Origin of the sequence: Mesoflavibacter zeaxanthinifaciens DSM 18436 (assembly GCF_000422365.1) — a bacterium.
Classification (GTDB): domain Bacteria; phylum Bacteroidota; class Bacteroidia; order Flavobacteriales; family Flavobacteriaceae; genus Mesoflavibacter; species Mesoflavibacter zeaxanthinifaciens.
In genome coordinates this window covers 68987-84568 of sequence record NZ_AULQ01000005.1, presented here as the reverse complement: position 1 = coordinate 84568, position 15582 = coordinate 68987, and the positions used below count along the sequence as shown (strand labels likewise).

The window sequence follows — 15582 nt, the reverse complement described above, 5'->3', positions numbered from 1 at the left end:
GATTATGATTTATTTAAAACTCTGCGTTTTGAGGTGTTCTTGGATAAGGAATAACGTCTCTAATGTTTGTCATGCCTGTTGCAAACATAACTAAACGCTCAAACCCTAAACCAAATCCAGAGTGTACTGCAGTACCATATTTACGTAAGTCTAAGTACCACCATAATTCTTCTTCTGGAATGTCTAAAGCAGCCATTTTTTCTTTTAAAACGTCTAAACGCTCTTCACGTTGTGATCCTCCAACAATCTCTCCAATACCAGGGAATAAAATATCCATTGCTCTTACCGTTTTTCCGTCTTCATTTAAACGCATGTAAAATGCTTTGATATTTGCTGGATAATCAAATAAAATTACAGGACATTTAAAGTGTTTTTCAACTAAAAAACGTTCGTGCTCAGATTGTAAATCTGCGCCCCATTCTTCTATAATATATTTAAATTTTTTCTTCTTGTTTGGTTTACTGTTACGTAAAATATCTATTGCTTCTGTATAGCTTACGCGCTTAAAGTTGTTTTCTGTTACAAACTTTAATTTTTCTATTAGGCGCATATCGCTACGTTCTGCTTGTGGTTTTGTTTTTTCTTCGTTAAATAAACGATCATCTAAAAACTGTAAATCGTCTTGGCAATTTTCTAAAACGTAAGTGATCACGCTTTTCATAAAATCTTCTGCCAAATCCATGTTACCTGCAAGATCCATAAAAGCAACTTCAGGCTCAATCATCCAAAACTCTGCTAAGTGACGAGATGTGTTAGAGTTTTCTGCTCTAAATGTTGGTCCAAACGTGTACACTTTACCTAAAGACATTGCGTAAGTTTCGGCTTCTAATTGACCAGAAACTGTTAGGTTAGTTTCTTTACCAAAAAAGTCTTCTTTGTAATTAACGTCTCCGTTTTCTGTTAATGGTGGATTTTTAGGGTCTAATGCGCTTACGCGAAACATTTCTCCTGCACCTTCTGCATCACTTCCTGTAATTATTGGCGTGTGCATGTAGTAAAATCCGTTTTCATTAAAATATTTATGAATAGCAAAAGACAATGCAGACCTTAAACGCATCACTGCACTAAAAGTGTTTGTTCTTGTGCGTAAATGTGCATTTTCTCTTAAAAACTCAAACGTGTGTTTTTTAGGTTGAATAGGGTAAGTTTCTGGATCAGAATCTCCTAAAATCTCAATATTTGTTACAGCAATTTCTACTTTTTGACCTTTACCTTGACTTTCTACTAAATCTCCAGTAATGGCAACAGCAGCACCAGTTGTAATGCGTTTTAAAGTGTTTTCATCTGTATTTTCAAAATCAACTACACATTGTATATTATTAATTGTAGAACCGTCGTTTAAAGCTATAAAACGATTTGCTCTAAAGGTACGTACCCAACCTTTAATTTGTACTTCTTGAAATTTAGTTTCTTCTAATAATGTAGCGACTGTATATTGATTCATTTTAAAAAATTTTAATTCAAAAATAGAGTTTTTTATTTATTCTTTATCTGAAATAGATACCTCTTCATCGTCTTCTTCGGGAATAATATTTATTGAAGGTTCTTTTAATACTTCTTTATTGGCAATATTTCTTTCTAAAGATAGTAGTAATGATGGTAACAATAGTAAGTTAGATAGCATGGCGAATAATAGCGTTACAGATACTAAAGCACCAAGTGCAACGGTACCACCAAAACTAGAAATGATAAATACTGAAAATCCAAAAAATAGTACTATAGATGTATAAAACATACTAACGCCAGTTTCGCGTAAAGCGCCATAAACCGACTTTTTAATTTTCCAGTTATTGGCTTGTAACTCTTGTCTATATTTAGCTAAAAAGTGAATAGTATCGTCCACAGATATACCAAAAGCAATACTAAATACTAAGATTGTAGAAGGTTTTATAGGTACACCTAAATAACCCATTAAACCTGCTGTTACTACTAAAGGTAAAAGGTTAGGAATTAGCGACACTATTATCATTCTGAATGAACGAAACATATACGCCATAAATAGTGATATTAATAAAATGGCTAAGCTTAAAGAAATAGCTAGATTTTTTACTAAGTATTTTGTCCCTTTTTGAAATACCAATGCTTTACCAGTCATAGTTACATTGTAACGTTCTTTAGGGAAAGTGTTATCTATTTTTTCTTGTAAATTTTCTTGAATACGCTCCATTCTATCAGTACCAATATCTTTCATAAAGGTGGTAATGCGTGCATATTGACCTGTACTATCTACAAAATTTGAAAGCAAATCTACGTCTGATGACGAGTTTTTAGCATAGCTTAAAATAAAGCTGTTTTCTTGACTAGTAGGTAATTGATAGTATTTTGGATTTCCGTTGTAATATGCTTGTTTTGAGTATTTAACTAAATCTACAACTGAAATTGGTTTTGATAATTCTGGAGTTTCTACAATAAACTCTTCAATTTTATCCATGCGTTTTAGAGTAGACAGCTTCATAACGCCTTTTTTACGTTTGGTGTCTACCATAATTTCTAATGGCATAATACCATTAAATTCTTCTTCAAAAAAACGAATGTCTTTAAAGAATTGTGCCTTTTTTGGCATATCTTCTATTAAACTTCCAGAGATACGTATTTGATAAATACCTATTATACAGACTACTAAAAGCACTAAGGACGTAATGTAAATGGTAATACGTTTTTCTCTAACCATATGTTCCATCCAATTTACAAAACCACCAATCCAACGTTTGTTTAAATGTTCTAAATGTCTCTCTTTTGGATAAGGTAAAAAGGTGTAAATTATAGGAATTATAAGCAAGCAGAGTATGAAAATAGCAAGTATACTTAACGATGCTACAACACCAAATTCTTTTAATAACGTACTTTCTGTTAAAATAAATGTTGCAAACCCAGATGCAGTAGTAACGTTAGTCATTAACGTGGCGTTACCAACTTTGGTTATAACACGTTGTAAACTTTTTACTTTATTACCATGAGATTTTACCTCGTGTTGGTATTTATTGATTAAGAAAATACAGTTAGGTATACCAATAACGATAATTAATGGCGGTATTAATGCTGTAAGTACTGTAATTTCGTATTTAAGCATTCCCAGAAATCCAAGTGTCCACATAACACCAATACAAACGACCACTAATGAAATTAAAGTAGCTCTAAAAGATCTAAAGAATAAAAAGAAAATTAAAGATGTAACAACAAGAGCGGCTATTACAAAAAGATTAATCTCATCAACTATGTTTTGAGCATTTAATGTACGAATATATGGCATACCAGATACGCGTACTTGCATATCATTTAAGCTTTCAAATTCTTTAATTTTTTCTTCAAGATTATTTAAGACAAAGTCTTTTCTTGCAGGTGTGTTTACAATATCCTTTTTAAGATAAATAGCTGTTCTTACTGTTTTACTTTTTTTATTAAATAAAAAGTTATCGTAAAACGGATATTTATTAAAAAGCTCGTCTTGTAAAGTTTCAATTTGAGCAATAGACTTTATAGAATCTTTTATAAAAGGTTCTAATTTAAATTGTTCTTTATCTGTATCTTTTACAAGTTTTTGAAGATCTTTTATAGAAATTACAGTCTCTACCTCTGGAGCAGATTTAAAACTTTCAGATAGGTTATTCCATGCATTAAGTTTTTCAACAGTAAAAAGTTTAGGGTCTTTTATACCTAAAACAATCAAATTACCTTCCTCACCAAAGACTTTTAAAAACTCGTTATACTTAATGTTTACTTCGTGGTCGTCTGGTAAAAGGTTAGCTTCTGTGTATGTAAAACGCATGTATTTCCATTGAGTACTTAATAGAATGGTAATGACAATAATGCCTAATAGAATACCAATTTTGTTACGCAAAATTTTACGTGCTATAAAATCCCAGAAGTTATTTGAAAAAAGTTTTAACATATTGCTTCAAAAAATTATGCAAAGGTATGTAAAACCAATGTATTTACTAGGCAATCAAGGTTAAAAATGTTTTTAATATTGTTTGCCTAGTAAATTTTAAAATATTTTAAAAGCTTTACATTGTTTAAAAACAGATTTGTATTCAAATAAGTTTACAGAGTAATATTGAAAGTGAATTTGACAGCAATATTATCTTCTTCTTTTGGTAGGTGATAGGCACCATATCTATAAGTAGCACTTAAGCCAAAACCAAAAAGCAATTTGTTAATTTCAAATCCGGTTTCTGTGTAACCTTTGTCAAGCGTATTAAAATCAAGATTTTGATGCCTGTCAATATTACTCATATTACCTAATGCATATCTAGAAATTAAAACTAATTGTGGCTGATAACGTTCTGTAATTTTAAAAGGAGAAAAATAATGCTTTACAATAAATGTCGTAAACTTATCTGAGAAAAACTCGTTAAAAAACATAGTTTCAAAACTATTTATGCCTGCTACAGAAAAACGTTGTAAAATGGTTTCTTTTCTGATATTATTCGGGTAAGCATGGTATAAATGAGTTAAAGGCGTATCACCATGAGCAAAACCAGCAGTAAATGTTAGTAATGTATTAGCATTATTCTTATGGTTAAACTTTTGAATTGTTCTAAAATCTACTTTAGAAAAGTTAAAATCTGCACCAAAGACGTCTTTAAAACTTTTAGTGTATTGTAAAGTAAATTTAGGGAAACCACTTTTAACCAATGTTTGTTTGTTACCTTTTACATCAAATTTATCAAACGGATTATATTGAAAAGCTATCTTAGCAAGTGATATCTCAAACGTATGGTAGATAGAATTATTAGCAATAAAATTATAACTGTAAGTTGGGCTAATGTTACTTGTTGAAAATTGAGTTTCGGTTAATAATTTAGGTGAAATTTCATGCTCAACAGATAGTTTTGTAGTAATGTGTTTATGAAATAAGTCTATGTTTAATAATCGAGGCTCAAAAAACTGAAAAAAGCGTTTGTCTAAAATAAATTGCGTGCTTCCTGTTTCTTGTAAATCATCAGTATATGAAAGGTTAATCCATGTATTGGTTTTTGGAGCAACTCTAACACCACCACCAATACTATATTTAGATTTTTTATCTACAAAACCATAAACTAAGTAAGCATTAATTCGGTATTTATCCGAAAATTCATTGCTTGTCTGTCCGCCAAGTCCAGATCTTAATCCTTCGTATTGGTTAAACTTGACTAAGTATCTTAAATCAATATCTAAAAATTTGGTAGGGAAAAAACCATTACCTAAACGGTTTAAAAAGTTGGCTTTTTTAATTGAATCATTAACCGCAGCAGTACTATCTTTTGGTGTTTGAGAAAACGCAAAACTTACACTAAACAAAAATATTGTAGTGCATAAAAATAGGGTAGAAGTGTATTTGTGTTTTAACATTCAAACTAAAAACGATCCAAAATAAAATATATTAAAAAAGAAGAAATAAAAAAGCGACTATTAAAGTCGCTTAAATCATTAAACGGTCATAATTTCTTTTTCCTTAATCGCTAAAATTTCGTCAATTTTTTTAACGTATTTATCGGTAAGATCTTGTATGTCTGCCTCAGCATTTTTTTGTACATCTTCAGAAGCATCATCTGTTTTTTTAATGTCGTTATTAGCTTCTTTTCTTGCGTTTCTTACTCCGATTTTAGCATCTTCTGCTTCAGCTTTTGCTTGTTTTGCTAAATCACGTCTGCGTTCTTCAGTTAATGGCGGTACATTAATAATTATAAAATCACCATTATTCATTGGGTTAAAACCAAGGTTAGCATTCATAATTGCTTTTTCAATTTCTTGAAGCATATTTTTCTCCCAAGGTTGAACGCTAATGGTTCTTCCATCAGGAGTGTTTACGTTTGCAACTTGACTTAATGGTGTTTGAGATCCATAATAATCAACCATTACACTACCTAACATTGCAGGACTAGCTTTACCTGCGCGAATGTTCAAAAATTGTTTTTCTAAGTGTTTTACTGCTTTATCCATTGCTTCTTTAGCAGTATCTATAATAAATGTAATTTCTTCCATAGTATGTATTTATTATCGAAGCTCTTTCAATAATTGAGCCAATTTTTTAAAATTGAAATATAAAAATTATAAATTAACTTCTGTTCCAATGTTTTCTCCTGAAACTACTTTTAGCAAATTACCTCTTTTGTTCATATCAAAAACTATGATTGGTAATTTGTTTTCTTGGCTTAAAGTAAATGCTGTAGTATCCATTACTTTTAAGCCTTGTCTAATGACATCATCAAAAGTGATGTGGTCAAATTTTATTGCAGATTTATCTTTTTCTGGGTCTGCATTATAAATTCCGTCTACTCTTGTTCCTTTTAAAATGACATCTGCTTCAATTTCGATTGCTCTTAAAACTGCTGCAGAATCTGTTGTAAAGTATGGGTTACCAGTTCCTCCACCAAAAATAACAACACGTCCTTTTCTTAAGTGGCTTAAAGCTTTTCTTCTAATAAAAGGCTCGGCAACTTCATTAATTTTGATGGCTGTTTGAAGTCTAGTTTTTACATCGGCGTCTTCTAAAGCGCTTTGTAAAGCTAAACCGTTTATCACTGTGGCAAGCATACCCATATGGTCACCTTGCACACGATCCATACCGTTACTTGCTCCTGCAACACCTCTAAAGATATTACCGCCACCAATAACTATGGCAACTTCAACACCTTTGTCGGTTAGTTGTTTGATATCTTCTGCATATTCTGCTAATCGTTCTGGATCTATACCGTATTGGCGCTTACCCATAAGAGCTTCACCAGATAGTTTTAGTAAAATTCGGTTGTATTTCATTTTAATTTTGAAAGTTTAGCAAAGCTACATAATTTTTTGAAATCAAATTATTAAAATTTTTGTTTTGTCTTTTTTGACTTCAAGGCATTAAAAAAAGCCATTACTAAGTTGTAATGGCTTTTTATATTTATGTTTTATTGCGTTTACAATAAAAGACTATCCTACGCTTACACGTTTAAATCCTGTGATTTCAACATCACCATAAGATTTTACGTATTCTGCAACAGTCATTTTTTCGTCTTTGATAAACTTTTGATCTAATAAACATTGTTCTTGATCTAAAGTTGTGTTATCAGAGATAAAACGTTCCATTTTACCTGGTAAGATTTTGTCCCAGATTTGTTCTGGCTTACCTTCAGCTTTTAATTGCGCTTTAGCATCTTCTTCAGCTTGAGCTAAAACTTCTGGAGTTAATTGAGACATTGAAATGTATTGTGGTACATTTTTTAATGTTTTTCCTAAACGCTCTAACTCTTCGTTTTCTTTTTCAATTGCAGCAATTCTTGCTTCAGTTTCGCTAGCTACGTATGCTGGATCAAAATCTTTGTAAGATAAGATTGATGCACCCATAGATGCAATTTGCATAGCAACGTCTTTTGCTAAAGTTTCTACGTTATCTACAGCAGCAGAAAAACCAACGATAGCAGCAATTTTGTTAATATGTACGTAAGAACCAACGTAAGGTGCGTTTACTTTTTCAAAAGCATTGATGTCTAATTTTTCACCAATTACACCAGTTTGTTCTACTAATTTTTCTGATACTGAAATACCATTAAAGTCAGAAGCTAAAAATTCTTCTTTGTTATCAAAGTTGATAGCATTATCTGCCATTTCGTTAGCTAAAGCAACAAAAGATTCGTTTTTACCAACAAAGTCAGTTTCACAACCTAATACAATAGCAACACCAGTTGTGTTATCATCGTTTACTTTAGCGATAGCAGCACCTTCAGAAGAGTCACGATCTGCTCTTTTTTCAGCAACTTTTTGACCTTTTTTACGTAAAACGTCAATTGCTTGATCAAAGTCTCCACCAGCTTCTACTAATGCTTTTTTACAGTCCATCATACCTGCACCAGTAGCTTTTCTTAGCTTGTTTACTTCTGCTGCAGAAATTTTTACTTCACTCATAATAAGTTATAATTTAAAAAAAAGTCGTTCAATTAATTTTCAGTAAAGAAAAGAACTAAACGACTTATTCATGTTTGAAAATTGTTAATTTATTCTTCTTCCTCTTTTAAAGCTTTTGCTTTTTTAGGAGCCGATTTTTTGTCTGCTTTTGCAGCGTCTTTCTCAGCTTTTTCTGCTTTACGCTCGTTAAGACCAGCTGTAATAGCTTCTGTAACGTGCGTTAAGATTTTATCAATAGATTTAGAAGCATCATCGTTTGCTGGTATTACGTAGTCTACCTCACGTGGATCAGAGTTAGTATCTACCATAGCAAAGATAGGAATGTTTAATTTTTGTGCTTCTTTAATTGCAATGTGCTCACGCTTAATATCTACAACAAATAAAGCTCCTGGTAAACGTGTCATATCAACGATAGATCCTAAGTTTTTCTCTAACTTAGCTCTTAAACGGTCAACTTGTAAACGTTCTTTTTTAGATAACGTATTAAATGTTCCGTCTTTCTTCATTCTATCAATAGTAGCCATTTTTTTAATCGCTTTTCTGATAGTAACAAAGTTTGTTAACATTCCACCAGGCCATCTCTCAGTAATGTAAGGCATGTTTATACTTGCCGCTTTTTCTGATACGATGTCTTTAGCTTGTTTTTTTGTAGCAACAAATAAAATTTTACGACCAGATGCTGCGATTTTTGCTAACGCTGCACCAGCTTCGTCTATTTTAGCTGCTGTTTTGTATAAGTTTATGATATGGATGCCATTACGCTCCATGTATACGTAAGGAGCCATGTTTGGGTCCCACTTACGTGTAAGGTGTCCAAAGTGTACACCTGCTTCAAGTAATTCTTTTACTTCTACTGCCATTTTGTAATAGTTTACGTTCTGTTGAATTAGCAATAATTAAGTGGTCATTAAAATAAATTCGCCTTAATTATTTAGATGCTAAACTATACTTGCCTTTTGGGCTAAGTACAACAATAACTAGTTTAATTTTTTGTTTTGTGCTAAAAATTTTAGCAATAATATTAACGTTTAGAGAACTGGAATTTCTTACGAGCTTTCTTCTGACCGAATTTTTTACGCTCTACCATTCTTGGGTCTCTTGTTAATAATCCTTCAGGTTTAAGAATACCTCTGTTTTCAGCATCTAATTCGCACATTGCACGAGAGATTGCTAAACGTACAGCTTCTGCTTGTCCTGTAATACCACCTCCAAATACATTTACTCTAATATCAAAGTCACCTTCGTTTTCTGTTAACATTAAAGGTTGTTTTACTTTGTACTGTAATGTACCTGTAGTGAAGTAGTCATTTAAATCTTTTTTGTTAATCGTGATGTTTCCTTCTCCTTTAGATAAGTATACACGAGCAACTGCGGTCTTACGACGACCAATTTTGTGAATTACTTCCATTACTTGAATTCGTTTAAGTTAATTGTTTTTGGTTTTTGAGCTTCGTGAGCGTGCTCTGTACCAACAACAACAGTTAAATTACGGAATAAGTCTGCTCCTAATTTGTTTTTAGGTAACATCCCTTTTACTGATTTCTCTACTAATCTTGCTGGATCTTTTCCAAACATTTCAGTAGCAGTTAAACTTCTTTGACCACCTGGGTAACCTGTGTGACGTAAGTAAGTCTTATCGTTCCACTTGTTTCCTGTTAAGTTGATTTTTTCTGCGTTAACAACAATTACATTGTCTCCACAATCAACATGTGGTGTAAAGCTAGGCTTGTGTTTTCCTCTTAAAAGTTTTGCAACTTTAGAAGCTAAACGACCTAATGTCTGACCTTCAGCATCTACTAAAACCCACTGCTTATCTACAGTAGCTTTGTTTGCTGAAATCGTTTTGTAGCTTAATGTGTCCACGTTATTAATTATTTTTTATTAAACATTCCTCTCTCAAAAAGAGTTTGCAAATTTACGATTATATATTTGATTACCAAATAGTGGACTTACTTTTATTTGATAACTCTGTTGATATCTTTTTTTTAGCTCTTTTTTTAGATAAAAAAACAACTAACATTTTAATTATAAGAAGTTAAGAATATATTATTTTAGTGTTTTATTTAAGTTGAAAGGATAGCTTTATTAACACGACTTAATGTATAACATTTAATAGGAAAAGAAAACAATGCTAACTTGGAAAGATATTATAAGTTTTACTGTAAACGGAAATCCAACTCCAGATACACGTGTCGAGAAATCAGATGAGCAATGGAAGGCACAATTAACACAAGATCAATATAGAATTACAAGATTAAAAGGAACTGAAGCGCCTCATAGTGGTGCGTTATGTAGTGCTTTTGAAGCTGGACAATATAATTGTGTGTGTTGTGATTCGCCTTTATTTGATTCTACAATTAAATTTAGCTCAGGTTCAGGTTGGCCTAGTTTTACGCAGCCAATCCAAACTAATGCAGTCAAATATGAAAAAGATTCGTCTTTTGGGATGATCCGTGTAGAAATTATGTGTAATACTTGCGATGCACATTTAGGACATGTTTTTCCAGATGGTCCAGAACCAAGTGGTTTGCGTTATTGTGTAAATTCAGAATCTTTAATTCTTAATAAAGAAGGGTAATTTAATGACAACAAAAAAGTTAGAAGTCGCTACCGTTGGTGGTGGATGTTTTTGGTGTACAGAAGCAGTGTTTAATCATGTAAAAGGTGTAGAAGAAGTAATTTCTGGTTACACAGGTGGTAATGCGCCAGGTAAACCAACTTATCGCGAGATTTGTTCTGGGTTAACTGGTCATGCCGAAGTGGTTAAAGTAACTTTTGATGCTAATATTATTAGTTATAAAGACATTCTTGAAATCTTTATGACAACACATGATCCTACAACTTTAAATAGACAAGGTGCAGATGTTGGGACACAATATCGATCTGTGATATACTATTATAATGATAAACAAAAGGAAATTGCTAATCGTGTTTTAGAAGAATTAAATCCTTTATATAGCAATCAAATAGTTACAGAAGTTAGTCCAATGGGTATTTTTTATGAAGCTGAAAAAGAACACCAAGAATTTTATCAAAATAATCCAGATTATGGGTATTGCACCTATGTCATAGATCCGAAACTGAATAAGCTAAGGCAATTACATACAGATAAATTAAGATAAAAATTGGTAACTATCTCATAATGAGTTGTTGTGTTGTTTAGTGAGTATGGGTAATCATAACTAATAATTCCTTTTAAAAAATCTATTATAGTTTAATTTTTGATTAATTTTGCAGCGTTATGCAAGAAGAATTAAGACTTTCTAGTTGGTTGCCTACCACAAATAAAGAGGTGAAAATTCGCGGATGGGAATATCTGGATGTAATTCTATTTAGCGGCGATGCTTATGTAGATCATCCCACGTTTGGTCCAGCAGTAATTGGACGTTTGCTAGAAAGTATGGGTTTACGAGTGGCTATAGTACCACAACCTAATGTTAACGATAATCTTCAGGATTTTGTTAAGTTAGGTAAACCACGTTTATTCTTCGGTGTTACAGGTGGTTGTATGGATCCTATGATTAGCAACTACAACGCCAACAAAAAGCGTCGTGATAAAGATGCCTACACGCCAAATGGCGAAATAGGTTTTAGACCAGATTATGCATCTACCGTTTACAGTAAAATTTTAAAAGAAAAATGGCCAGATACACCAGTTTTAATTGGTGGTATTGAAGGTTCATTACGTCGTGTAACCCATTACGATTATTGGAGCGATCAATTAATGCCAACCATTTTAGAAACCTCTAAAGCAGATATGTTGGTGTACGGAATGGGCGAACAGCCCTTACGTGAAATTGTGCGTCTGTTAGAACGTGGTGTACCTTTCAATAGCATTAATACAGTTAACCAAACTGCAATTCTTATTAATGATGAAAACGATATCCCAAAAAACAAGAATTGGGAAGATGTTGAAATCGCCTCACACGAAACCTGTTTAAAAGACAAAAAAGCATACGCATCTAACTTTAAAATTATAGAACAAGAATCAAATAAGTTAGCCGCAAGACGTATTTTTCAAAAGGTAGGTAATAAGATGCTGATGATAAATCCGCCGTATCCTACAATGACGGAAGCCGAAATTGATGCCTCTTTCGATTTGCCTTACACGCGTTTACCGCATCCAAAATACAATAAGCGTGGACCAATTCCTGCTTACGAGATGATAAAAACGTCTATAAACATTCATCGTGGTTGTTTTGGTGGTTGTAGTTTTTGTACCATTTCGGCACATCAAGGAAAATTTATAGCAAGTCGTAGTAAAGAGTCTATATTAAGAGAAGTTGATAAAGTGGTGAATATGCCAGACTTTAAAGGCTATTTATCTGATATTGGCGGACCAAGCGCTAATATGTACCAAATGAAAGGTAAAGTTCAATCTATTTGCGATAAATGTGTCGCGCCAAGTTGTATTTCGCCAGTCATTTGTAGCAATTTAGATACGTCTCATAAGCCGTTAACCGAATTATATCAAGCGGTTGATAGTCATCCGAAGGTGAAAAAATCATTTATCGGTTCTGGAATTAGACACGATATGTTGGTGCCAGAATTCAATAAAAACGCAGATCCAAAAGAATTAGACGATTATACCGAAGAAGTGATGACAAAGCATGTTTCTGGTCGACTTAAAGTAGCTCCAGAACATACCAGTGATCCTGTTTTGAAATTAATGCGAAAACCATCGTTTAGTTACTTCCATAAGTTTAAAGAACGTTTTGATAAAATCAATATCAAGAATAAACTGAACTTACAGTTAATTCCGTATTTCATCTCAAATCATCCTGCCTGCGAAGTGGAAGATATGGCAAATCTTGCTGCCGAAACTAAAGATATGGGCTTTCAGCTTGAGCAAGTTCAAGGTTTTACGCCAACACCAATGACGGTTGCAACGGTAATTTATTACAGTGGTTACCATCCGTATACGCTTAAAAAGGTAAATACGCCAAAAACCAGAAAGGAAAAGGATGAACAACACCGTTTTTTCTTTTGGTATAAAGATGAAAACAAAGCTTGGATTAAAAACACGCTTAATAAATTAGGAAGACAAGATTTACTTGATGTTTTATTGCCTAAAAAAGATGAAAAATGGCGTAAAAATAAACCTGGTAAAACAAAAAACACCTTTAACGATGCTGTACCTTTTAACCAACGAAAAAATAAGGTAAAGTATAAAAAGAAAAAACGAAAGTAATCGTTAATAACTTAACTTTATATACTGTTTGTGTTTTCTTACTTTTATAGAAAACCAAAAGTATGTCAAAATTACTTCCAAACCTTCCAATAGAAGATTTAACACCTGAAAACGATTATTTAAGAATAATTGATAAAGGTGAAATAATAAAGACTTTTTTACAATCTAATAAAGAACAATTTTCTAAAATAAAAATGTTCTCGTTATACGGAGAATGGGGAAGTGGTAAAAGTACCTTGATGAAATACCTTGAAAAAGAACTGAAAGATGATTTTAATACGTTCTTTTTTGAAGCTTGGCAATATGAAAGTGATGATAATCTATCATTGTCTTTACTTGAATATTTAAGTTATGAAACCTCTGATTCTACGGATGAAGCATTAGGAGAAATAGTTGAAGTCGCTGCAAAATTATTTAAAGGATTTTCTAAGTCACTAAAAATATCTATTCCTGGATTAAGTATAGATGGTAGTAAATTAGTTGAAACCTTGGAAGAAGAACCAAAAGAGACTTTTTATCAATTAAAAAAGAAGTTTAATGAAGAGTTTGTTAAATGGGAAGAACAAATTACAAGTGGAGACAAACCAAAGTTTAATATTGTTTTTATTGATGATTTAGATAGATGTGAACCAGAAAACGTTTTGAACCTTTTATCTGCGTTAAAATTGTTTTTCACTTATGGAGTAAAAACTATTTTTTTCTGTGGAGTTGATAAAAAAGCAGTAAGGGAAGCAGTCAAAACAAAATATAGAGAAGTAGTAAAAGCGGATGAATATTTAGAAAAAATAATTGATATATCATTCACTATGCCTGAACATAATAATCTTTTGAAGCTAGTTAGTCACTATTTTGATAACATAGAAATTAAAAAATTTAATAAGAATTTAATTGATTTAATATCTGAGTTTTTATCTGCATTAAAATTCACCAATCCTAGAAGGGTAAAAAAGCTTTTAAATAAATACTCCATTTTAAAAGTTATGAAGGAAGACAACAACTTGAAAATTAATATGCCCAATATAATTACATTTAAAGAAGGTAATTATTTTGAAACAGTCTTAAGTATTTATTTTATTATATTACATGAATTTTATCCTCAAAGATTTGAAGATTTACTTGATCTTAAAAAGAAGGAGATAAATTACTATAAAGCTATATATGGTGGTAACATTGAGATGCAAAAGGTAAATATTTCAAGTTTACTAAAAAAAGGGTATAGTGATTTAGGTTTTGGTAGTTACCTTGGATTTGATAGAGATCAACTTTTTTCAATGTTATCAGTACATTTTTTACCAAATGATGTAGATAGTCTAAAAGCTAATTATTTTAGATTAGATTCATATCAATCTATTAAGGTGTCAGAGAAGAATATTGAATTTAGATTTGTTGATTACATTGCCAAAAACTTTAATGAAATTTTAAATCATCAGGATACTTACTCTGACTTAAGTGTAAATGAATTAAAATTAAATATTAAAGACATATTGTAGATTATACTTATTACTATTTTAACCAGTAAAATAAAAAAGATATTTCTGTAATATTACTTTTAAAATTCCCTTCTTCCATACTTTGCAGCAATCACACTAATTGCTACAATTTGAAACGCATGAAACATCATAATAGGCAATAAAATAATGCCTAAAAATGAAGCGTTTTGAAATAGTATTTTAGAAAATACTGTACCGTGTACTAAAGACTTTTTTGTGCCACAAAACTGTGCTGTAATTCGGTCTTCAATAGAAAAATGAAACCGTTTTGCAACAAAACCTATAAAGAAATATACTATCCAAAAGATTAAGATAGCAACAGCTAAGACAGCTAGTAATTTTAATGGACTTAAATTTTCAAAAATGCGATCTAAAAAGGATTTAGAAAAGCTTTTGTAGATAATCAACAAAATCACACTTTTATCAAATAGTGTAATTTTTTTGCTGTGTTTTAATGCAAAAGCTCCTAAAAAGCGTCGTAACAATAAACCTAAAATAACTGGTGCTAAAATTTCTAATAATAATTTTTGATAGACTTCGATTAAGCTGTAATCTGTTCCAGTAGAGGTCATAAAAAGACCAATCCATAATGGTGTAAGGATCACGCCAATTAATCCCGAAATACTCGCGTTAAAAATAGCTGCAGGAATATTTCCTTTGGCAATAGATACCATAACTACAGATGAAGATACTGTTGAAGGCAACGCTGCTAAAAACATAAAAGCCAGCCAAAGTGCTTTGTTGTCTTCAGTAATTAAAGGGTATGTGGTCAATACAATTAAAGGAAAAACAATAAACGTTGTCGCTTGTATTAAGACATGTAGTTTCCAGTTTTTTAAGCCAATTTTAATTTGTTGCGGACTTAATTTTAGTCCGTAGAAAAAGAAAATAAGCGATATACCAATACTGCTCAAAGTATTTAAAACTTGAGCACTTTCACCTTTACCCAAATCAGGATAAATGTATGCCGCTATCACGGTAATTATAATAGCAATGACGAATTTGTCTATTTTCAAAATTCGATAGAGTTTTTAA

General features: G+C 31.7%; 14 protein-coding genes. 4 read left to right on the top strand and 10 right to left on the bottom strand.

What is annotated here, in order from left to right; translation table 11 throughout:
- Positions 1–13 precede the first annotated feature (13 nt).
- From asnS to rplM, 9 genes are all read right to left on the bottom strand, one after another.
- Positions 14–1444 (bottom strand): asparagine--tRNA ligase, encoded by a 1431-nt coding sequence (asnS, locus tag H574_RS0104870; protein WP_027879485.1) that lies wholly within the window; start codon positions 1442–1444, stop codon positions 14–16.
- 36 nt (positions 1445–1480) lie between these two features.
- A complete protein-coding gene (locus H574_RS0104865; RefSeq protein ID WP_027879484.1) occupies positions 1481–3889 on the bottom strand; it encodes an efflux RND transporter permease subunit in 2409 nt (802 codons plus the stop codon).
- A 152-nt stretch (positions 3890–4041) separates the two neighbouring features.
- Positions 4042–5331, bottom strand: a complete 1290-nt coding sequence (locus H574_RS0104860) for a DUF5686 family protein (protein ID WP_027879483.1) — start codon at positions 5329–5331, stop codon at positions 4042–4044.
- Positions 5332–5409: 78 nt separating this feature from the next.
- The gene (frr, locus tag H574_RS0104855) at positions 5410–5964 is read right to left on the bottom strand and encodes a ribosome recycling factor (RefSeq protein WP_036227108.1); all 555 of its coding nucleotides are present in this window, start codon (positions 5962–5964) and stop codon (positions 5410–5412) included.
- A gap of 66 nt (positions 5965–6030) precedes the next feature.
- A complete protein-coding gene (gene pyrH, locus H574_RS0104850; protein WP_027879481.1) occupies positions 6031–6738 on the bottom strand; it encodes a UMP kinase in 708 nt (235 codons plus the stop codon).
- 156 nt (positions 6739–6894) lie between these two features.
- Entirely contained in the window at positions 6895–7866 is a 972-nt protein-coding gene (gene tsf / locus H574_RS0104845; protein ID WP_036227106.1) for a translation elongation factor Ts, read from the bottom strand.
- 89 nt (positions 7867–7955) lie between these two features.
- The gene (rpsB, locus tag H574_RS0104840) at positions 7956–8726 is read right to left on the bottom strand and encodes a 30S ribosomal protein S2 (protein ID WP_027879479.1); all 771 of its coding nucleotides are present in this window, start codon (positions 8724–8726) and stop codon (positions 7956–7958) included.
- 161 nt (positions 8727–8887) lie between these two features.
- Entirely contained in the window at positions 8888–9274 is a 387-nt protein-coding gene (gene rpsI / locus H574_RS0104835; RefSeq protein WP_027879478.1) for a 30S ribosomal protein S9, read from the bottom strand.
- Positions 9274–9729 carry a 50S ribosomal protein L13 gene (rplM, locus tag H574_RS0104830; RefSeq protein ID WP_027879477.1) on the bottom strand — a complete coding sequence of 152 codons (456 nt, stop codon included), beginning with the start codon at positions 9727–9729 and terminating at the stop codon, positions 9274–9276. Before rplM ends, rpsI begins: the two co-directional genes overlap by 1 nt.
- 265 nt (positions 9730–9994) lie before the next feature.
- Here rplM and msrB point away from each other — a divergent pair, with 265 nt between their 5' ends.
- The 4 genes from msrB (at position 9995) to H574_RS0104805 (ending at position 14547) form a co-directional block, all read left to right on the top strand.
- The gene (gene msrB, locus H574_RS0104820; protein ID WP_027879476.1) at positions 9995–10444 is read left to right on the top strand and encodes a peptide-methionine (R)-S-oxide reductase MsrB; all 450 of its coding nucleotides are present in this window, start codon (positions 9995–9997) and stop codon (positions 10442–10444) included.
- 4 nt (positions 10445–10448) lie between these two features.
- Positions 10449–10988: a peptide-methionine (S)-S-oxide reductase MsrA gene (msrA, locus tag H574_RS0104815; protein WP_027879475.1), complete on the top strand. Its 540-nt coding sequence runs from the start codon at positions 10449–10451 to the stop codon at positions 10986–10988.
- A 119-nt stretch (positions 10989–11107) separates the two neighbouring features.
- Complete coding sequence (locus H574_RS0104810) at positions 11108–13057, top strand: YgiQ family radical SAM protein (protein ID WP_027879474.1); 1950 nt, start codon at positions 11108–11110, stop codon at positions 13055–13057.
- A gap of 62 nt (positions 13058–13119) precedes the next feature.
- Positions 13120–14547, top strand: a complete 1428-nt coding sequence (locus H574_RS0104805) for a KAP family P-loop NTPase fold protein (protein ID WP_027879473.1) — start codon at positions 13120–13122, stop codon at positions 14545–14547.
- A gap of 59 nt (positions 14548–14606) precedes the next feature.
- Here H574_RS0104805 and H574_RS0104800 read toward each other — a convergent pair whose 3' ends face one another.
- On the bottom strand, positions 14607–15563 hold the full coding sequence (locus H574_RS0104800; protein WP_027879472.1) for a bile acid:sodium symporter family protein: 957 nt from the start codon (positions 15561–15563) through the stop codon (positions 14607–14609).
- Positions 15564–15582 lie beyond the last annotated feature (19 nt).

Excerpts from the sequence above, each read along its gene's own strand:
- rpsI (WP_027879478.1), bottom strand. The coding sequence starts at position 9,274 with ATGGAAGTAATTCACAAAATTGGTCGTCGTAAGACCGCAGTTGCTCGT.
- asnS (WP_027879485.1), bottom strand. The coding sequence starts at position 1,444 with ATGAATCAATATACAGTCGCTACATTATTAGAAGAAACTAAATTTCAA.
- H574_RS0104810 (WP_027879474.1), top strand. The coding sequence starts at position 11,108 with ATGCAAGAAGAATTAAGACTTTCTAGTTGGTTGCCTACCACAAATAAA.
- msrB (WP_027879476.1), top strand. The coding sequence starts at position 9,995 with ATGCTAACTTGGAAAGATATTATAAGTTTTACTGTAAACGGAAATCCA.
- frr (WP_036227108.1), bottom strand. The coding sequence starts at position 5,964 with ATGGAAGAAATTACATTTATTATAGATACTGCTAAAGAAGCAATGGAT.
- pyrH (WP_027879481.1), bottom strand. The coding sequence starts at position 6,738 with ATGAAATACAACCGAATTTTACTAAAACTATCTGGTGAAGCTCTTATG.
- tsf (WP_036227106.1), bottom strand. The coding sequence starts at position 7,866 with ATGAGTGAAGTAAAAATTTCTGCAGCAGAAGTAAACAAGCTAAGAAAA.
- H574_RS0104860 (WP_027879483.1), bottom strand. The coding sequence starts at position 5,331 with ATGTTAAAACACAAATACACTTCTACCCTATTTTTATGCACTACAATA.
- H574_RS0104865 (WP_027879484.1), bottom strand. The coding sequence starts at position 3,889 with ATGTTAAAACTTTTTTCAAATAACTTCTGGGATTTTATAGCACGTAAA.
- H574_RS0104805 (WP_027879473.1), top strand. The coding sequence starts at position 13,120 with ATGTCAAAATTACTTCCAAACCTTCCAATAGAAGATTTAACACCTGAA.
- msrA (WP_027879475.1), top strand. The coding sequence starts at position 10,449 with ATGACAACAAAAAAGTTAGAAGTCGCTACCGTTGGTGGTGGATGTTTT.
- rpsB (WP_027879479.1), bottom strand. The coding sequence starts at position 8,726 with ATGGCAGTAGAAGTAAAAGAATTACTTGAAGCAGGTGTACACTTTGGA.